At 69.6% G+C, this 16,593-nt stretch carries 17 protein-coding genes, 1 other RNA gene and 1 pseudogene; 11 read left to right on the forward strand and 8 right to left on the reverse strand.

From position 1 onward, the window contains the following. The first annotated feature begins 27 nt into the window (after nucleotides 1–27). The 6 genes from ftsE to smpB all read left to right on the forward strand — a co-directional run bounded on the left by ftsE (nucleotide 28) and on the right by smpB (nucleotide 5,588). Nucleotides 28–717, forward strand: a complete 690-nt coding sequence (gene ftsE, locus AMO33_RS26465; RefSeq protein WP_011211020.1) for a cell division ATP-binding protein FtsE — start codon at nucleotides 28–30, stop codon at nucleotides 715–717. After that, nucleotides 717–1,619 (forward strand): permease-like cell division protein FtsX, encoded by a 903-nt coding sequence (ftsX, locus tag AMO33_RS26470; RefSeq protein WP_011211019.1) that lies wholly within the window; start codon nucleotides 717–719, stop codon nucleotides 1,617–1,619. Before ftsE ends, ftsX begins: the two co-directional genes overlap by 1 nt. Before the next feature lie 86 nt (nucleotides 1,620–1,705). Beyond that, nucleotides 1,706–3,580: a DNA helicase RecQ gene (recQ, locus tag AMO33_RS26475; RefSeq protein ID WP_220275526.1), complete on the forward strand. Its 1,875-nt coding sequence runs from the start codon at nucleotides 1,706–1,708 to the stop codon at nucleotides 3,578–3,580. 81 nt (nucleotides 3,581–3,661) lie between these two features. Further along, nucleotides 3,662–4,738 (forward strand): metallophosphoesterase, encoded by a 1,077-nt coding sequence (locus AMO33_RS26480; RefSeq protein WP_060594668.1) that lies wholly within the window; start codon nucleotides 3,662–3,664, stop codon nucleotides 4,736–4,738. 82 nt (nucleotides 4,739–4,820) lie between these two features. After that, complete coding sequence (locus AMO33_RS31780; RefSeq protein ID WP_011211016.1) at nucleotides 4,821–5,060, forward strand: hypothetical protein; 240 nt, start codon at nucleotides 4,821–4,823, stop codon at nucleotides 5,058–5,060. Between the two features lie 54 nt (nucleotides 5,061–5,114). Next, a complete protein-coding gene (gene smpB, locus AMO33_RS26485) occupies nucleotides 5,115–5,588 on the forward strand; it encodes an SsrA-binding protein SmpB (protein ID WP_041560354.1) in 474 nt (157 codons plus the stop codon). 3 nt (nucleotides 5,589–5,591) lie between these two features. Here the strand turns inward: smpB and AMO33_RS26490 are convergent, their stop codons facing one another. Next, nucleotides 5,592–6,893, reverse strand: coding sequence for an ABC transporter substrate-binding protein (locus tag AMO33_RS26490; protein WP_060594669.1), 1,302 nt, complete (start codon nucleotides 6,891–6,893; stop codon nucleotides 5,592–5,594). A 262-nt stretch (nucleotides 6,894–7,155) separates the two neighbouring features. Here AMO33_RS26490 and ssrA point away from each other — a divergent pair. After that, nucleotides 7,156–7,523, forward strand: a transfer-messenger RNA (tmRNA) gene (ssrA, locus tag AMO33_RS26495). Between the two features lie 275 nt (nucleotides 7,524–7,798). Here ssrA and AMO33_RS32730 read toward each other — a convergent pair. The 3 genes from AMO33_RS32730 to AMO33_RS26510 form a co-directional block, all read right to left on the reverse strand. Then, nucleotides 7,799–8,338, reverse strand: a complete 540-nt coding sequence (locus AMO33_RS32730; protein WP_139337533.1) for a tyrosine-type recombinase/integrase — start codon at nucleotides 8,336–8,338, stop codon at nucleotides 7,799–7,801. A gap of 200 nt (nucleotides 8,339–8,538) precedes the next feature. Continuing rightward, on the reverse strand, nucleotides 8,539–8,946 hold the full coding sequence (locus AMO33_RS26505; protein ID WP_060594671.1) for a hypothetical protein: 408 nt from the start codon (nucleotides 8,944–8,946) through the stop codon (nucleotides 8,539–8,541). Between the two features lie 21 nt (nucleotides 8,947–8,967). Continuing rightward, nucleotides 8,968–9,510, reverse strand: a complete 543-nt coding sequence (locus tag AMO33_RS26510; RefSeq protein WP_060594672.1) for a DUF3558 domain-containing protein — start codon at nucleotides 9,508–9,510, stop codon at nucleotides 8,968–8,970. Nucleotides 9,511–9,768: 258 nt separating this feature from the next. Between AMO33_RS26510 and AMO33_RS30710 the strand changes: the two are divergent. Continuing rightward, nucleotides 9,769–10,365, forward strand: a pseudogene (locus tag AMO33_RS30710) (IS5 family transposase); the annotation flags it as partial. Nucleotides 10,366–10,883: 518 nt separating this feature from the next. On the opposite strand, the gene AMO33_RS26515 reads toward AMO33_RS30710, so the two are convergent. Next, complete coding sequence (locus AMO33_RS26515; RefSeq protein WP_011211013.1) at nucleotides 10,884–11,204, reverse strand: DMT family transporter; 321 nt, start codon at nucleotides 11,202–11,204, stop codon at nucleotides 10,884–10,886. Next, nucleotides 11,201–11,851 carry an FMN-dependent NADH-azoreductase gene (locus AMO33_RS26520; protein WP_060594673.1) on the reverse strand — a complete coding sequence of 217 codons (651 nt, stop codon included), beginning with the start codon at nucleotides 11,849–11,851 and terminating at the stop codon, nucleotides 11,201–11,203. Before AMO33_RS26520 ends, AMO33_RS26515 begins: the two co-directional genes overlap by 4 nt. Nucleotides 11,852–11,951: 100 nt before the next feature. Here AMO33_RS26520 and AMO33_RS26525 point away from each other — a divergent pair, with 100 nt between their 5' ends. Beyond that, nucleotides 11,952–12,557, forward strand: a complete 606-nt coding sequence (locus AMO33_RS26525) for a helix-turn-helix domain-containing protein (RefSeq protein WP_060594674.1) — start codon at nucleotides 11,952–11,954, stop codon at nucleotides 12,555–12,557. A 10-nt stretch (nucleotides 12,558–12,567) separates the two neighbouring features. Here AMO33_RS26525 and AMO33_RS26530 read toward each other — a convergent pair whose 3' ends face one another. Further along, nucleotides 12,568–13,368, reverse strand: a complete 801-nt coding sequence (locus AMO33_RS26530) for a thioesterase family protein (RefSeq protein ID WP_011211010.1) — start codon at nucleotides 13,366–13,368, stop codon at nucleotides 12,568–12,570. 108 nt (nucleotides 13,369–13,476) lie between these two features. On the opposite strand from AMO33_RS26530, the gene AMO33_RS26535 reads away from it, so the two are divergent. After that, a complete protein-coding gene (locus AMO33_RS26535; protein ID WP_076573802.1) occupies nucleotides 13,477–13,917 on the forward strand; it encodes an Lrp/AsnC family transcriptional regulator in 441 nt (146 codons plus the stop codon). Here the strand turns inward: AMO33_RS26535 and AMO33_RS26540 are convergent. Further along, entirely contained in the window at nucleotides 13,821–14,783 is a 963-nt protein-coding gene (locus AMO33_RS26540; RefSeq protein WP_240327325.1) for a cyclase family protein, read from the reverse strand. The two genes, AMO33_RS26535 and AMO33_RS26540, sit on opposite strands and share 97 nt — an antisense overlap. 174 nt (nucleotides 14,784–14,957) lie before the next feature. Here AMO33_RS26540 and AMO33_RS26545 point away from each other — a divergent pair, with 174 nt between their 5' ends. Next, entirely contained in the window at nucleotides 14,958–16,250 is a 1,293-nt protein-coding gene (locus AMO33_RS26545; protein ID WP_060594676.1) for a glycosyltransferase 87 family protein, read from the forward strand. Nucleotides 16,251–16,593: the final 343 nt, after the last annotated feature.

Here is a 16,593-nt window from a genome sequence, read left to right on the forward strand (position 1 = left end):
CGCGCCCGCTGGCTACACTGGCTCCCCGTGATCACCATGCGGAACGTCACCAAGTCGTACAAGACCTCGACGCGACCCGCGCTGGACAACATCACGGTGGATGTGGACAAGGGCGAGTTCGTCTTCATCATCGGACCGTCCGGTTCCGGGAAGTCGACCTTCATGCGGCTGCTGCTCAAGGAGGAGTCGCCGACGGCCGGAGAGATCCGGGTCGCCGATTTCCGGGTCGACCGGTTGCCCGGGCGCAAGGTTCCCAAGCTGCGTCAGCGGATGGGCTGCGTGTTCCAGGACTTCCGGTTGCTGCAGCAGAAGACGGTCCAGGAGAACGTGGCGTTCGCGCTGGAAGTGATCGGCAAGCGGCGTCAGGTCATCGAGCGCACCGTCCCCGAGGTGCTCGACATGGTGGGCCTCGGCGGCAAGGCCGACCGGCTGCCCAGCGAGCTGTCCGGTGGTGAGCAGCAGCGCGTGGCGATCGCGCGCGCGTTCGTGAACCGGCCGCTGGTGCTGCTGGCCGACGAGCCGACCGGCAACCTCGACCCCGACACCAGCGGCGAGATCATGCTGCTGCTCGAGCGCATCAACCGCACCGGCACCACGGTGCTGATGGCCACCCACGACAACCACATCGTCGACGCGATGCGCAGACGGGTGGTCGAACTCGATCACGGCAGGCTGGTGCGCGACGAGGCGACCGGCGTCTACGGGGTGGGGCGGTAATGCGCGGCAGCTTCCTGCTCGGCGAGGTCGTCACCGGCCTGCGCCGCAACGTGACCATGACCGTGGCGATGATCCTCACCACCGCGGTCTCGCTGGCGATGCTCGGCGGCGGCCTGCTGTCGGTGCGGATGGCCGACAAGACCGAGCAGTACTTCACCGGCCGGCTCGAGGTGCGCTTCTACCTCGACGAGAACATCTCCGACAACGACCCCGACTGCGCCGCCGACCCGTGCAAGACGCTGCTGGCGGACATGAAGGCCACCTCGGGCGTGGTGAGCGTGCAGTTCCTCAACCGCGCGGCCGCCCTCGAGGAGGCCAAGAAGCTGTTCGAGGACCAGCCGGAGATGGTGCAGTACATCTCCGAGACGCCGCTGCCCGCCTCGATGCGGGTGAAGATGACCGACGGCGGCCAGTACGAGCACATCTATCAGACCTTCGCCGACCGCGAGGGCGTGCGCACGGTCGCCAACGATCGCGAGTTCGTCGACCGGCTGCTGCGGTTGTTCGACGGCCTGCGCAACGCGGCCTTCGGCCTGGCGGTGGTGATGGCGCTGGCGGCGCTGCTGCTGATCGCGAACATGATGCAGATCGCGGCGTTCACCCGCCGCACCGAGGTCGGCATCATGCGCCTGGTCGGCGCGACCCGCTGGTACACCCAGCTGCCGTTCCTGCTCGAGGCCGTGGTCGCGGCGGTGATCGGGTCCCTGCTGGCGATCGCCGGACTGCTGGTCGCGCGTCCGCTGGTGATCGACCGGGCGCTGGGGCCGCTGTTCGACAGCAATGTGTTCCCCCGCATCACCGGCGACGACATCGCCGTGGTCGCGCTGACCATCGCACCGGTCGGCGTGCTGGCCGCCGCGGTCGCGGCCTATGTCACGCTGCGCTACTACGTGCGGGAGTGAGCGAGTTGTCCACCTGTGGACAACTCGGGGTGTGAGCCGGGAAACGGACGCCGTCCGGGGCGCGGGTGTCGGGCGGCGCTCGTAGGATGGGCCGCGTGGATCACCCCGACGCCTTCTCGCCCGCCACCGACGCCCCCTCCGGGGCCGGAATCGGTGCGGCACAAGAGGTTCTGCGGCGCGTCTTCGGGTACGACAGCTTCCGCGGCGACCAGGCGGCCATCGTCGAGCACGTCATCGGCGGTGGCGACGCCCTGGTGCTGATGCCGACCGGCGGCGGCAAGTCGCTGTGCTACCAGGTGCCCGCGCTGGTGCGGCCCGGTGTCGGGGTGGTGGTCTCGCCGCTCATCGCGTTGATGCAGGACCAGGTCGATGCCCTGTCCGCGCTGGGCGTGCGCGCCGGCTTCCTCAACTCCACCCAGTTCCCCGACGAGCGCGCCACCGTCGAGGCGCAGTTCCTGGCCGGGGAGCTCGACCTGCTCTACCTCGCCCCGGAGCGGCTGCGGCTGGAGTCCACCGCGCGGCTGCTCGACCGTGGCACGGTCGCGTTGTTCGCCATCGACGAGGCGCACTGCGTCGCGCAGTGGGGCCACGACTTCCGCCCCGACTACCTGGCGCTGTCGATGCTGCACGAGCGCTGGCCGGACGTGCCGCGCATCGCGCTCACCGCCACCGCCACCGAGAAGACCCGCGACGAGATCATCCACCGGCTCGACCTCGGGTCGGCGCGCCGCTTCGTCGCCAGCTTCGACCGGCCCAACATCCAGTACCGCATCGAGCCGAAGAACCGCGCCGAGCGGCAACTGCTCGATTTCATCCGCACCGAGCACCCCGGCGACGCGGGCATCGTGTACTGCCTCTCGCGCAACTCCGTGGAGAAGACCGCCGCCTTCCTGAACGAGAACGGCATCGGGGCGGTGCCGTATCACGCGGGCCTGGACAACCGCACCCGCGCGGCGAACCAGTCCCGGTTCCTGCGCGAGGACGGCCTCGTGGTGGTCGCCACCATCGCCTTCGGCATGGGTATCGACAAGCCGGACGTCCGCTTCGTTGCCCATCTCGACCTGCCCAAATCGGTGGAGGGCTACTACCAGGAGACCGGTCGCGCGGGCCGCGACGGACTGCCCGCGACCGCGTGGATGGTCTACGGCCTCAACGACGTGGTGCAGCAGCGCAAACTCATCGACTCCTCCGAGGGCGACGCCGCGCACCGCAGGCAGTTGCAGCTGCATCTGGACGCGATGCTCGCGCTGTGTGAAACCGTGGACTGCCGCCGTGCGCAACTGCTGGCCTACTTCGGCCAGCACGGCACCGGCTGCGGCAACTGCGACACCTGCCTGAATCCACCCGAATCCTGGGACGGCACCGTGGCCGCCCAGAAATTGCTCTCGGCGGTGCTGCGGCTCGACCGGGAACGCGGCCAGGCCTTCGGCGCGGGCCACGTGCTCGACATCCTGCTCGGCAAGAAGAACCCCAAGGTGCTGCAGTACGACCACCACGAACTGACGGTGTTCGGTGTCGGTGCCGATCTGCGCGACACCGAGTGGCGCGGCGTGGTGCGACAACTCCTGGCACAGGGGTTGCTCGCGGTGCGCGGCGACTACGGGGTGCTGACGCTCACCCCGGCCAGCGAGGAGGTGCTCTTCGGCGGCCGCAAGGTGATGTTGCGGCGCGAACCCGAGCGCCCGGTCAAGCAGGCGCGCGGCGGTAAGGCCGCGCGCGCGGTGGTCGCCGATCTGCCCGCCGCCGACGTGCCGGTGTTCGAGAAGCTGCGCGAATGGCGGGCCGCCACGGCCAAGGAACAGGGGGTGCCCGCCTACGTCGTCTTCCACGACGCGACGCTGCGCGAGATCGCTGCGCGCAAGCCGACCACGCTGGCCGAGCTCGGCGGCGTCGGCGGGGTCGGCGAGAACAAGCTGGCCAAGTACGGTCAGCAGGTGCTCGACGTGCTCGCCGCCGCATGAGGCCGGCGGCGTGCGCCCGGAGCGCGGGAAAGGCCAGGATGGGCGAGGATGTGCGGAACGTCGACGGGTGGAGGGCCGGGGATGAGTGAGGCACAGGGCATCGGGCGCCGGGAACTGCTGACCGGCGCGGCCGCGCTCGCGGCGGGTGTCGGGCTAGCCGGGCTCACCCCGGCCCAGGCCGTGCCGGTCGACGCGGGCGTGCAGAAGTTCGGCTTTCCCACCGGCCGCTCGGTGCGGGTGCTCGTCACCGGCGACGCGGGCACCGGCACCCGCACCCAGTGGGCCGTCGCCGACGCCGCCCGCGCCTGGCACGCCCGCGAACCCTTCGGCATGGCGCTCGGCCTCGGCGACAACATCTACGAGACCGGCCCGAACAGCGGCGACGACATCCAGTTCGGTGCCAAGTTCGAGCAACCCAACACCGGCCTGGACTTCCCGTGGGCGATGGTGCTCGGCAACCACGACACCAGCTCGATCCTGCCCGGCGACGGTGGCTGGCTGCTGCGCGGCAATCACGAGGTCGAGTACCACGCCGTCTCACCCCGCTGGTGGATGCCGAGCCGGTACTACTCGGTGCGGGTGCCCGACCCCGACCCGGTCGTCGAGTTCTTCGTGCTCGATCTCAACCCGCTCGCCGCCTACATCCCGCCGATCCTCTCGCCCTACTGGTCGGTGGACGGTCAGTACATGACCGAGCAGCGCACCTGGTTCGACCGCGCGGTCGCCGAGTCGCCCGCGCGGTGGAAGGTCGTGTGCACCCATCACCCGTACCTGAGCAACGGCCCGCACGGTAACGCAGGCCGCTACGAAGGGCTCACGCTGGAGCCGATCAACGGCGTGCACGTGCAGCGCTTCTTCGCCGAACATGTCCTCGGCGCCTGCCACTTCATCCTGTCCGGCCACGACCACTGCCTGCAGGTGCTCGACCCGGGCCCGGCGGCCAAGGGCACTCGCCAGATCGTCTCCGGCGCCGCCGCCAAGACCGTCGGCGCGCTACCGCGCCAGGTCGAGGGCGGCACCCCGGCGCTGTTCGAGAGCTACCACCAACTCGGGTTCATGGTCATGGAATTCGGACCCGCGAGCGTGGATCTGCGTGTGGTGACCGTGGATGCGGCCACCGCCGCGGGCACCGAGGAATTCGCCCGCCGCATCGCCTGAGTGGTCCGGGTTACATCACCGAATCACAACACCCGGTGTGGTGGGCAGGCGCGGTGCCCCCGCCGGGCGTTACCGTGCACGCATGGCACCCGGTGACGCCCCCTCCGACGGCGGAGGTTCGGAAGCATCCAGCCCCACCGCACCGCCCGACGCCCCCGCCCCGGCACCGCACGGCCCCCTCGACGCGGCCGTGGAGTCGGTGTGGCTCGGCCGCAGACGCGGGCCGCGCAGGCTGGGCAGGCCGCGCCTGTCGACGGTGCTGATGGTGGCCGCGTTCGCCGGCGTCCTCGTGCTCTACCTGCTGGTGCGCCCCGGCGGCTGAGCCCGGCCCGCCGGGGGAATAATTCGGTTGCCGCGTCACTTAGAGTTGACCGTTATGAAGGAGAAGGGGCGAAAGGTCATCGCGACCAACCGCCGGGCGCGGCACAACTACACGATCCTGGACACCTACGAGGCCGGGATCGTGCTGGTCGGTACCGAGGTCAAGAGTCTGCGCGAGGGCAAGGCCTCGCTGGTGGACGCCTTCGCGACCGTCGACAACGGCGAGGTGTGGCTGCGCGGCCTGCACATCCCCGAGTTCAGCCACGGCACCTGGACCAATCATTCGCCCCGCCGCGTGCGAAAGCTGCTGTTGCACAAGCGCGAGATCGAACGGCTGGTCGGTAAATCCCGCGAGGGCAACCAGACGCTGGTGCCGCTGTCGATGTACTTCTCCGACGGCAAGGTCAAGGTCGAGCTGGCGTTGGCGCGCGGTAAGCAGGACTACGACAAGCGCCAGGATCTGGCCCGCCGCACCGCCGAACGCGAGGTGACCCGTGAGCTGGGCCGTCGCGTCAAGGGCATGCGCTGATCCTCAGAGCCGCGCGCACGGCCCGGAGAAGGTGATGCGCTCGAGCGTCGGACCACGGTAGTCGGCGGCCAGCGTGCGCGAACCCAACGGTGCGTCCGGGTCCGGCACACTGATCACCGCCCGCTCCGCGGCGAGGTCGGGCCGGTCGGTGCCGTAGCGCCGCTGCGGTGCCATGCCCTCGGAGTCGACCGTCAGGCCGCTCAACGCCCGCCGCAGCGCGGCGCGGGTCAGCGGGCCCTGCGCGGCCGCCGCGGTGAGCAGTTCCTTCATCGGATACGAGGTGGCCCAGCCCAGGTTGTAGCCCCAGTTCGCGGGCGGTTCGGTGGTTGCGGCGCGGGCCTTGGCCGCACCCGCGCTGTGCCCGTCCCAGCCGTCGAACGGTGAGGTGTAGTTGTAGAGGGCGGTGATCGCCTCGGCGGCCGGAGTCCGCAGCAGGGCACTGTTCCAGGTCGGCGTCGAGCCGAGGAACCGGCCCTCGTAGCCGCCCGCGACCAGCTTGCCGATGATCTCCGCGGCCTCGACCGGGCCGGTCGCCAGTACGACCACGTCCGGTTTGCTCGCCAGGATCGTCGCCACCGGCCCGTCCTGGTTGCCGACCTCCGAGTTCGGCCCGGTGTCGATGCGGGCGGTGACCGGAATGCCGTTGGCCGCGGCCCAGCGCATCGCTCCGCTCGCGTAGTCACCGCCGTAGTTGCCGCGATAGGCGACGATGCCGATCCCGCTGGGCAGATAGTGGGCGCCGCTGAACCAGTCCAGCCCGAGCACCGCCTCCGCGCAGTAGGAGAAGCCGTAGTCCAGCACCAGGTTCCGGTCGGTGTCCGGGTACTGCCAGCCCGACCACAGCGTGCCCGCGCCGGTCACCACCCCGGCGGCTTCCATCTCCGGCAGCACCCCCATCGTCTGGGCGGTGCCGAAACTCATCGCCAGCGCCAGCACGTGCGGCTCGATCCGCGCGTACTCGGCCCGGTGCCGCTGCGGGTCGTAGCCGGTGTTCCTGGCGTAGGTGCTGATGTCCACCTCGCGGCCCGCGATACCGCCCGCCGCGTTGACCGCGTGCCAGAACGCCCGCTGTCCGTCGTGGATGGAGGACCCGAGCGCGGTGAACGGACCGTCCGCCAGATCCGACAGCACCCCCAGGTAGATGCAGCCCTTGGACTCGTCGAGTGCCTGGGGGCACGGCGCGTCGGTGACGCCGGGACCGGCCTGCTCGGCCGCGTCGGTACACCCGGTGACCAGCGCCAATCCCAGAACCGAACCGATCACGGCGGTGTGGAACAGACGGTGGCGCCGGCCGATGGTTCGCATCAGTCGCTTCCTACTCCGGCCGCCGGATGGCTGGGTCTCGCCGGTGGCCGATTCGAGAAGATACCCGGCGGTAGCCAGCGGTGGGTACCGGCGTGACATCTTTGTGATTCGCGCCAGGAACGGCCCTGTCCGGCCCCCGTTGCCGAGCCGTTCGCCGGCCCCGCATCGTGATCGGCACCACGCCCCGCCGCGGCGAAAAACCGGGATGATCCGGGCGGCGTACGATGTTAAAGTAACTAGCCCGCAAGGTGCGGGCACGTACGGGGCTGAACGGTTTCGACTGCGTACGTTGATTCAGGGGAAGCGTGTCGGTGCAGGCAAGAGACCACCGTAAGCGTCGTTGCAACCAATTAAGCGCCGATTCTCATCAGCGCGAGTACGCTCTCGCTGCCTAAGCGAAGCGTCTCTGTCGGCCCGGGATATGCCCTCGGTCCCGGTGCCGGCATCAGCTAGAGGGCTCACCGTCCGCCTCGGTCGCGGAGACGGACGGGACATCCAACAGCGACTGGGATCGTCATCTCGGCTTGTTCGCGTGACCGAGAGATCCGAGCAGAGACACAGCGAACTGCACACGGAGAAGCCCTGAAGACGCGGCGGAGGACCCGGGTTCGATTCCCGGCAGCTCCACGACAGGCCTCTCACTTGCGCTGCAGGTGAGGGGCCTTTTTCATGCCCCGGCAACCCGGAGGTCGGGCCGTTTGGGCACATTTTGGGCACGGTCCTTCGCGGCCCGCAGCCCCTTGCCCATCCGATCGGCCACGCCGTTGAGGTCGTCGTCGAACAGGTGCCGTAGTTATCGAGCGTCATGGCTGCGGACTTGTGCCCGAGCTGGCGCTGAATGGTCTTCACGTGCGCGCCGCTGGCGATCATAAGAGACGCGGCGGTGTGCCGGAGCTGGTGCCCGGTCACGCGCGGGAACGTCGCCGGGCCCGGGGTGCCGTCCTCGTCGACCGGCACCGAGACGCTGCGATACACCGGCCTACCGCCTTGATGAACCAGTGGGTTGTGGTCGGCGGCCGGATCGGTGACCCGTCGGGCCGAGACCAGAGCAGGCCCGCCGGATCGCGCTGCGCGGCGACGACCGGCGCGAGGAGTTCGGCGACTTCGGTCGGTATCGCGACCGAACGGAGCTCCCACGTCTTCGGTGTCGTGGTCACCGTCCGCGCGTTGATCGTCGACGCCGAGCTGACGACGTGGATTCGGCGCCGCCGGAGGTCGACATCACGCGGGCGCAGAGCCGCCATCTCGCCCCAGCGCAGGCCGGAGTACGCGAGCAGCATCACGATTGCGCTGCCCTTGCTGCACTCGGCGGCGACGCCGGCCATCTGGTCGTGCGTGAGGTAGACGTGATCGACGGGCACGCGTCGGGGTAGGTCGATCTTCGCGGCGGGGTTCGCCGCGATACGTTTCTCCTCGACTGCCTCGTCGAGGATCATCGAGAACACGGCGTGAATGTCGGCCACGGTCGAGGGCGCGCGGTCGATGCTGGTTATCCAGTCCTTGATTTCTCCGCGTTCGATCGAGGCGAGTTTACTTGTGCCCCAGTGTGGTTCGATGTGCAGGGTGCGGGTGGGTTGGGCACAGGAGACGCCCTGATGTTGTGGGCGCGGGGATTGCCCGATGATCGCTTACTCCATGGGTGGTGTTACCGCACCTGGTCGGTCTGGCCGTTCATCTGTTGGCTGTTGTACTGGTCGACGTTCTGGAGTTGGCCGATCGCGGCGAGGTAGGCGTCGCGCATGGTTTCCACAATCTCGATGTGCTGCTGGATGCGGGCGACGGCGTTGTCGTTCGGGTCGTGCTCGGCGCCGCCGACCGCCTTCTGCTGGTACTTGCGCTGGAGGTCCTGGGCGGAGGGGAGGCCACCGTACCCGCCGAGGAATTCCAGTCCCTGAGCATCGCGTTTGGCCTGGTAGAGGTCTTGGACGAGCGTATCGCAGCGGGCCGCGAGCGCCGCGCCGATGTCGTGCTCCATCTTGAATTCGCCGCTGATGCCCTGTTGTTTGTAGGTCTGCCAGGTCTTCAGGTGACCTGCCATGTTGTCGTCGGTCATCGTGGTCCCCTTCGTTCCTGGTCACTTCGGTAGGTGCGCTTCGAGATCTGTGGCGTGCTCGACCGCAATGTCGCAGATGTTCTGCGGGGGGTCGCTGCGTAGCCACCCGACCGTCACGGTGAACGAGCCTTGTTGGGCGGGGAAGGTCACGTAGCAGGTTTCGTTGGTGGTGTCGGATTTGACTCGCGTGAGCAGCGCGGGCCTGGCGCCGACCGTCGTGTCGCCGAGGATGTTGACGCTGGTGCTGTTGCGGGTTTCGTCGAGGGTGCGGCTGCTGGACATCAGGTCCATGCGGTAGGGCTGGTCGGCGGAGTTCCATCCGCAGTTGCGCCACGCCGATGCCTCGGTTGGGTTGACGAGGTCGCGTTCGGTGGACGGATCGAGTCCGGTCTCGATCAGCCATTCGTCGGGGATGTCGGTGCACGGGTTGAGCAGGTTGTCCATCGCGGGCGTGGTCGGCGCGGCCGACGTGGTTTGTCCACCGATCTCGGTTCCGCATCCGGTCGTCAGCGCGAGGACCGCGGCCCCGGCGATCATGGCGCGTGCGGCGATGGTGGTGTGCATGTCCCTCCCTGGCATCGACAGATGGCCGTCACGATATAGGACGCGGCGGTGGCCGATCTGGTTCCATCGAGATCACAGCGCCCATTCGTCGCGGTGGCCCGTGTGGTCTGCCCACCGGTGCGCGAGGCAGCGCAGCAGCCCGTCGGCGAGGTGCTCGTTCGGGATGGCGAGCGCGAGGGCGAGCACCTGCGCGCGGCTCCCGGTCTCCGGTAGTTCGGGTTAGCGACCAAGCAAACCTGAATCAGTGCCGGAGACCTCGTGACCAGCGTAGCGGTGGCGGGGCGAGCGGACCTGACCGATGCCCAGTTGGCGCGGTTGGTGCCGTTGCTGCCCCGACCGAAGAAGGCGGGCCGCCCGCCGATGTGGACCAAACGGCAGCTCACCGACGGGATCCGGTCGCGGACCCGGGTCGGCTGCCCCTGGCGTGACGTGCCGCCGCAATACGGGTCCTGGTCGGCGGTCTATGGGTTGTTCAGGCGGTGGCAGCGGGGCGGGGTGTGGTGGTTGATCGTGAAAATGTTGCAGGTCTTCGCCGACGCGACGGGATCGATCGGCTGGCAGGTGAGTGTGGACTCGACGATCATGCGCGCCCACCAACACGCCGCAGGAGCCCGTCGTGACGGTGCCGCCCAGGCCGAGCCACCGGGCGGCGACGGTGAGCTCGAGCCGGCTGATCATGGTTTGGGTCGGTCGCGGGGTGGCTGGACGACGAAGCTGCATCTGGCGTGTGAACAGGGCTGCCGCGTGTTGTCGCTGCTGGTCACGCCTGGTCAAGCAGCTGATAGTCCGCAGTTCACGACCGTGCTCGACGAAATCGAGGTCGCCAAGATCGGTGGCCCCGTCGCGACCGCGAGAGTGACCAGTCCGGCAATGGCGGTGCGAGTGGTGCGCACGATTCCCTCCCTGAACGTCGGCAGACGGCCGTCACCATATCCGACCCACGTCGGCACCTTCCGGTTCCACACTCGCCCTCCACCGAGCTCGGGCCTGTTCTCGTGCGCGACTGAGTCTTCCTGTTCGGCCGGTGTGATCACTGCTCCGCCCAGAAGCTTCTGAGCCGGTCGATCGCCTGGGCCCTGGTCACTCCTTCGATCTCGGTGGCATCATGCCGACCAATCGGATCGACTTCTCGACAACGCCGAGCGGGATGGGTTGTTTGCCCTTCAGGATTGACACCATATCCGGGTCCGTAGGTCGGTATAGCCCACTGGCCGTGAGGTGCGCGTGCGCAGGACGCGGCCGTCCGTCAGGGGCAGCTCCGGGGTGCGGTGGTGCCCGACCACTTTGCCGCAGGAATTGCGAACCGTTGCCGCGCTCGTCGGACCCCCGGCGGCGGAGACCACCGGATCGCAGGGGAACTGAACCGCCCATTCTCATTCCGGGTTGGTGAGTCGCGCCAGCACGATCCCTCCGACGATCAGCGCCAACGCCATCATCCGGCCCGCGCTGAGCGGGTCCTTGTGCACCACCACTCCCAATCCGACGGCCCCCACCGCTCCGATCCCGGTGAACACCGCATACGCGGTCCCCACCGGCAGGGTGCGCATGGCCAGTGACAGCAGGTACACGGCGGTGGCGGCGAGGGCGAAGCAGAGCAGGGTCGGTAGTGGGCGGGTGAAGTTCTGGGTCGGTTTGATGCTCTGGGACCAGGCGATTTCCACGAGGCCCGCGAACGCGAGCAGCAGCCAGCTCATCGGTATTCCTTGCCGAGTCGACGGGCGGTGTCGAGGGCGCCGGCGTAGGAGGCGTCGTGTTCGGCGCGTCGGGCCGCCAGTGCCGGGTCCTGGCGCGCGTTGGCGAGTTCGGCGGTGACGAACACCGTGTCGGTGACGGCGAAGTGGCCGGCGAAGAAGTCGCGCAGGTAGCGCTCCTGGTGGTCGAACGCGGCTTTGGGGGTGCCGGGGGAGTAGCTGCCGCCGCGGGCCGCGGCGACGACGAAGCGGCGCGGGGCCAGCGACATCCGCGGGAAGGTGACCTGATCCAGCCAGGCCTTGAGCGCTGCCGGGATCGAGTAGTTGTACATCGGTGTGCCGATCAGCACGACGTCGGCGGCGAGCAGTTCGGTCAGCAGTGGTTCGACGATCCGCCAGGCCGCCGCCTGGGCGGGGGTGCGGACGAGGGTCGGGAGGGCGGCGAGGTCGGTGCCGCCCGCGGCGAGCACGGCGTCGCAGATCTCGGTCCACGCTGCATCGATGAAGGGGACGGGATCGGCGGCCAGGTCGCGGTGGATGTAGTGGCCGTTCGGTGCGGTCGCGCGCCAGGAGTCGGCGAAGGCGGCGCCGATGTCGCGGCTGATCGATCGGCGACGGGGGCTGGCGTCCAGATGCAACAGGGTGGGCATGGAGGAACCTCTCGATTAAGTGGACATCGCGTCCGTTTAGAGCGTAGAGCTCAACCGGACACGTCGTCCACTTATTCCCGGGTTCGGCTACAGTGCGGACATGGACATTCGCGCCGACCTCCTCGCCGAGCAGGCGGGGGGCATCGCCGAGCGGGCGGACGCGGCGCGCAACCGGGCCAGGATTCTCGCCGCAGCCGCCGACCTGTTCGCCACCCGCGACCCGCGCGGCGTCACCATGGACGACATCGCCAAAGCGGCAGGCGTCGGCCGCGGCACGCTCTACCGCCGCTATCCCGATACCGGGACCATCGCGGTCGCTCTGCTGGATCGGCACGAACGCGCCCTGCAGGAACAGTTGCTGCACGGCGAGCCGCCGCTGGGCCCCGGCGCGGCACCCGCCGACCGGCTGGCCGCGTTCTATCGGGCGATGGTCGATCTGCTCGACGCGCACGCGGCGCTCGCGCTGGGCGCCGAGAGCGGCGGCGCGCGTTTCCGCACCGGCGCGTACGGGTTCTGGTCGGCCCACGTGCGGGTGTTGTTGACCGAAGCTGGTGTGCCGCAGCCGGATTCACTCGTCGACGTGTTGCTGGCCCCGCTCGCCGCGGAGGTCTACCTGCATCAGCGTGAGCGCGGGTTGGCCTCGGAGCAGATCGCCGCGGCGTTGACCGCGCTCGCGCACGGCGTACTCGGCCCGGCGTCGGAGTGAAATTTCGCGCTCAGCCGTGCTGCGGGCGCACCGTCAGGATCTGCTCGGCTCGCCCGACCGGACCGTGGATGTCGTGCAACACCGTGCTGGTCAGCCCTTGGCCGTCGGCGCCCCAGGTGACGGTGGTGTCCAGCCCGGTCCACGGTCCGCTCGGCTGCCGGTACAGGTGGATGGTGAGGTCGACGTTGGGGAACATCCATTCGCGCGGGTCGCGGCGCACGGCGATGCCGTTGGCGGTGTCGACCAGGGCGAGGAAGGAGGCCAGGTCGCTCGCCTTCTCGTCGGCCACCAGGTCGACGGGGGTCGAGACCCAGGCGGCGGTACGGCCGGGCCGCGGCGGCGTCACCGGGCGGGCGTCGAGGGCGGCGATGTATCCACCGGGCCACACCGAGGACAGTGGCCACGGCTCCAGCGTCTCCGGATGCGGCAGCGGGTCGGGCGCGCCGCCCGCCACCGCGGCCGTGTCCACCGCGGTGAGCAGCCAGACGCGGGCGGTGACGGTGGGGCGTCCGCCGATCACCGCGGTGGCCTGCACCAGCTCGATGGTGCGGCCCGGGCGGACCACCTCGACCTCGATATCGAACTCCTCGACCCCGATCCGGCCCAGGATGTCGTAGCTGATGCGGCTCATCAGCAGGGCCGGTCGCTGCTGGTCGGCGCGCACCCGCTCGATCTCGTGCAGCAGGAGTCCGCTGATCGGGCTGAAGTGCTGCTCGTCGGCGGACCACGCCCCGCCGGTGCGGGCGGTGGGCACGAACCGGTGTGCGCCGGTGCGGCGGAAGAAGTGATCGGGCTCGGTGGTCTCGGTCAACGGAACGCCCTTTCCGGTGAGTGGGATGCCTCTCCATCCTCTCGCACGGACCGAGCAGTTTGATTGCTGGAATTGCGCTGACGACCGGGATCGGCGCAATATTCTTCCGTGGACACGCTGGATCGGGCAATAGTCGAGGAGTTGGAGCGTGACGGCCGCCTCACCAACGTGGAGCTGGCCGCCCGCGTCGGTCTCACCCCCGGCCCGTGCCTGCGCCGCGTGCACCGGTTGGAGGCGGCGGGCGTCATCCGTGGCTACCGCGCCGTCGTGGATCCGGAGCGCCTCGGCCGCGCCTTCGAGGTGCTGCTCGACCTCTCGCTCGAAAGCCACGACGCCCGTACCACCGAGCATTTCGAGACCACCATGCGCGGCTTCGCGGAGGTGCGCGAATTGCGCAGGCTGTTCGGCACTCCCGACTATTTCGTGCGCGTCGCCGTCGCCGACCTCACCGCCTACGAGCGCTTCCTCAGCAGGCATGTGATGACGATCCCGAAGGTCGAGCGGGTGGTTTCCCGTTTCACCATGAAGACCCTCAAGCAGTTGGACTGACCGCGACGCCCAGCGACAGCGCGGCAAGGTATTTCGGCCCGCCGCGCGAGCACCCGGCACGGCCCCCCGGTGCCGCCGACGTGCTTCGGCGCGCCGACCACCACGGTCGCCCCGCTCGGCGGCACCGTCGCGAGGCCGGCCAGCATCTCCACCCCGTAGCGGCCCGCGCCGAGCACGACGGTGTGCGCGGCGTAGTCGCGGCTGCGGCCGTGGTCGAGACTGAGCGTGTCGACGCCGAGTCCCACCACGTCGTGCTCGGCGATCAGGTGCTCGGCCGCCTCGGGCTCGATGCCGGGTGCGCGCGGGGTGCCCGCGGCGTCGAGGTTCAGGAAGGCGGCCGGGTCGCCGAGCCGGTGCTCCCACCCCGAGTACACGGCGACGAACGCGCGCGACGGGATCGGCCCGTGCGCGCGCTGCCACCGGTCGAGGTCGGCGACGGTGAGCGCGGCGTCGGGGTCGGTGGCCGCTCGCGCGCTGATGTCGACGACGACCAGGGGCGCCACGAGGTCGCTCGCGGGCACCCGGTCGGTGCTCGCGCCATCGGGGATCCGGTGCACGGGCGCGTCCAGGTGCGTGCCGGAGTGTTCCCAGTAGGCGAGCGCGTTCTGGGCGAACCCGCCGGAGGCGTGCCAGGAGACCGGGACGACGGTGAACGGCGGCGTCCCAGGCCAGGTGGGCAGGGCTGGGCCGAGCGGATGCGTCAGATCGACGACCCGCGCACCCGCTGGAATGCTCGGAGCGGGCTCGGCCCGCGCGGGCGCCGCCGTGACGGCCAGCGCCGCCGCACCGACGGCGCCGAGGAATCCGCGCCTGGTCGGCGCCGCGGCACGGTCGTGCGCGATCTGGACGATCTTCGGAGCACACATCGGGGAATCGGCCTCCGGGAGACTACGGTGCGGGCGCAGTGACCCTACCGCCGGTGCGGCCGCGGTGGCGGCGGTACGACCGCACCGGGAGTTATCCGGCGGCAACTGCCTGAGCAGCGGGGATCGGGTGACTGCCGTCGAAGCGCGCTGGGCAGGTCGGTATAGTCGCCGCGGATGAGTAGTCTCCCCCGCGAGGATGTGCCGATGCCGTCGAACCGCCGTGTCGGGCGTTCGGTGTGGCTCGTGCCCGCGCTGCTCGTCGTGTTCGCCTGGCTGTGCATGACGCTGCCGTTGTGGCCGTTCGAGGAGATCACCGGCGGGTTCATCGACCTGCAGGTCTATCGCCTCGGCGTGGAAGCGCTGCGGCACGGCGGGGACATGTACGGCCAGCTGCCGCAGACCACCATCGGCATCGGCCTGCCCTTCATCTATCCGCCGTTCGCGGCCCTGGTGCTCGCGCCCTTCGCGCTGCTGCCCTGGGACATCGCGGCGTTCTCCTTCTTCGTCACCTCCACCGCCGCGCTGGCGCTGACGCTGTACCTGGTCGCCCGCCGGGTGTGGCCGGGGGAGACCGAGCGGCGCACCGCCCTGTTCGCCACCGCCTGCGCCCTGCCGTTGGCGATGCTGCTCGAACCGACCCGCTCGACGCTGGACTTCGGCCAGGTCAACCTGCTGCTGATGGCGCTGGTCGCGGCGGACTGCCTCACCGAGAAACCGAAGTGGCGGCGCGGCATGCTGATCGGTCTGGCCGCCGCCATCAAACTGACCCCGGCCGCCTTCGTGCTGTACTTCCTGGTCCGCAAGGACTACAAGGCGGCCGTCACCGCCGCGATCACCGGCGCCGCCGCCACCGCGCTGAGCTTCGCGGTGCTGCCGAGCGCGTCGATGAAGTATTGGTTCGGCGGCCTGGGCAATGTGGACGGGCTCAGCGGCTCGGCCTTCCACACCAATCAGTCCATCCAGGCGGTGCTGGCGCGGCTGCGGGTGCCCGAGCCCGCGTTCACGCTGATCTGGCTGGGGTTGGGCGCGGTGGTGCTGGCGCTGGTGGTGGCGGCCATGCGCCGCGCCGCCGAGCTACCCGCGCTCGCGTTGGCGATCAACGCGGTCTTCACGCTGCTGCTCTCGCCGATCTCGTGGTCGCACCACTGGGTGTGGATCGCGCCCGCGCTGTTCGCGATCGTCGGTTACGCGGTGCGGTTGCCGCTGCGCCGGGCGCTCGGGCCGTGCGCGGTCGCGACGGTCACGGCGGCGGTGTTCGTGTACGGGCCGCAGAACTGGCTGCCGAACGGGGAGAAGCGCGAATCGCTGTGGACACCCACCCAGCACGTCGTCGGCAACACCTACGTCTGGTTGAGCGTGCTGCTCGTCGTGCTCTATCTGTTCGCTTACCGGCGCTCCCGGCAGCCGCTCACCGCGCCCGGCGCGGCACCGGCCGAACTGCCGCAACCCCAGCCGGTCTCCTCCTGAGGCGGGCCGCGCCTCGCCGAGATTGGCGCTGCCTACCGCCCGGCGCGGGGGCCGGGCGTGGCAGCCACCGAGGATTCAACCGGGCGTTCCTGAGACCGCCGCCCCACCCCGGATGAGAGGCGGCTGAGAATCGGCGGCCCGGAAAGATCACGAAACGGATCGGCTGCGACACGAAATGGTCGTGGTATCAGAAATTTCCGCGGGCGAGCTAGTAGCATCCTCGACGGCGGTGCGCACGATCGGTGACATCTCGACCCGTTCACATCTCAGCACGGCGACATCTCGGCACGTTGACATCCCGGCACGTTCTCGAACACGACGTATTCGGAGCACGCTGACATCG

Origin of the sequence: Nocardia farcinica (assembly GCF_001182745.1) — a bacterium.
GTDB classification, from domain to species: Bacteria; Actinomycetota; Actinomycetes; order Mycobacteriales; family Mycobacteriaceae; genus Nocardia; species Nocardia farcinica.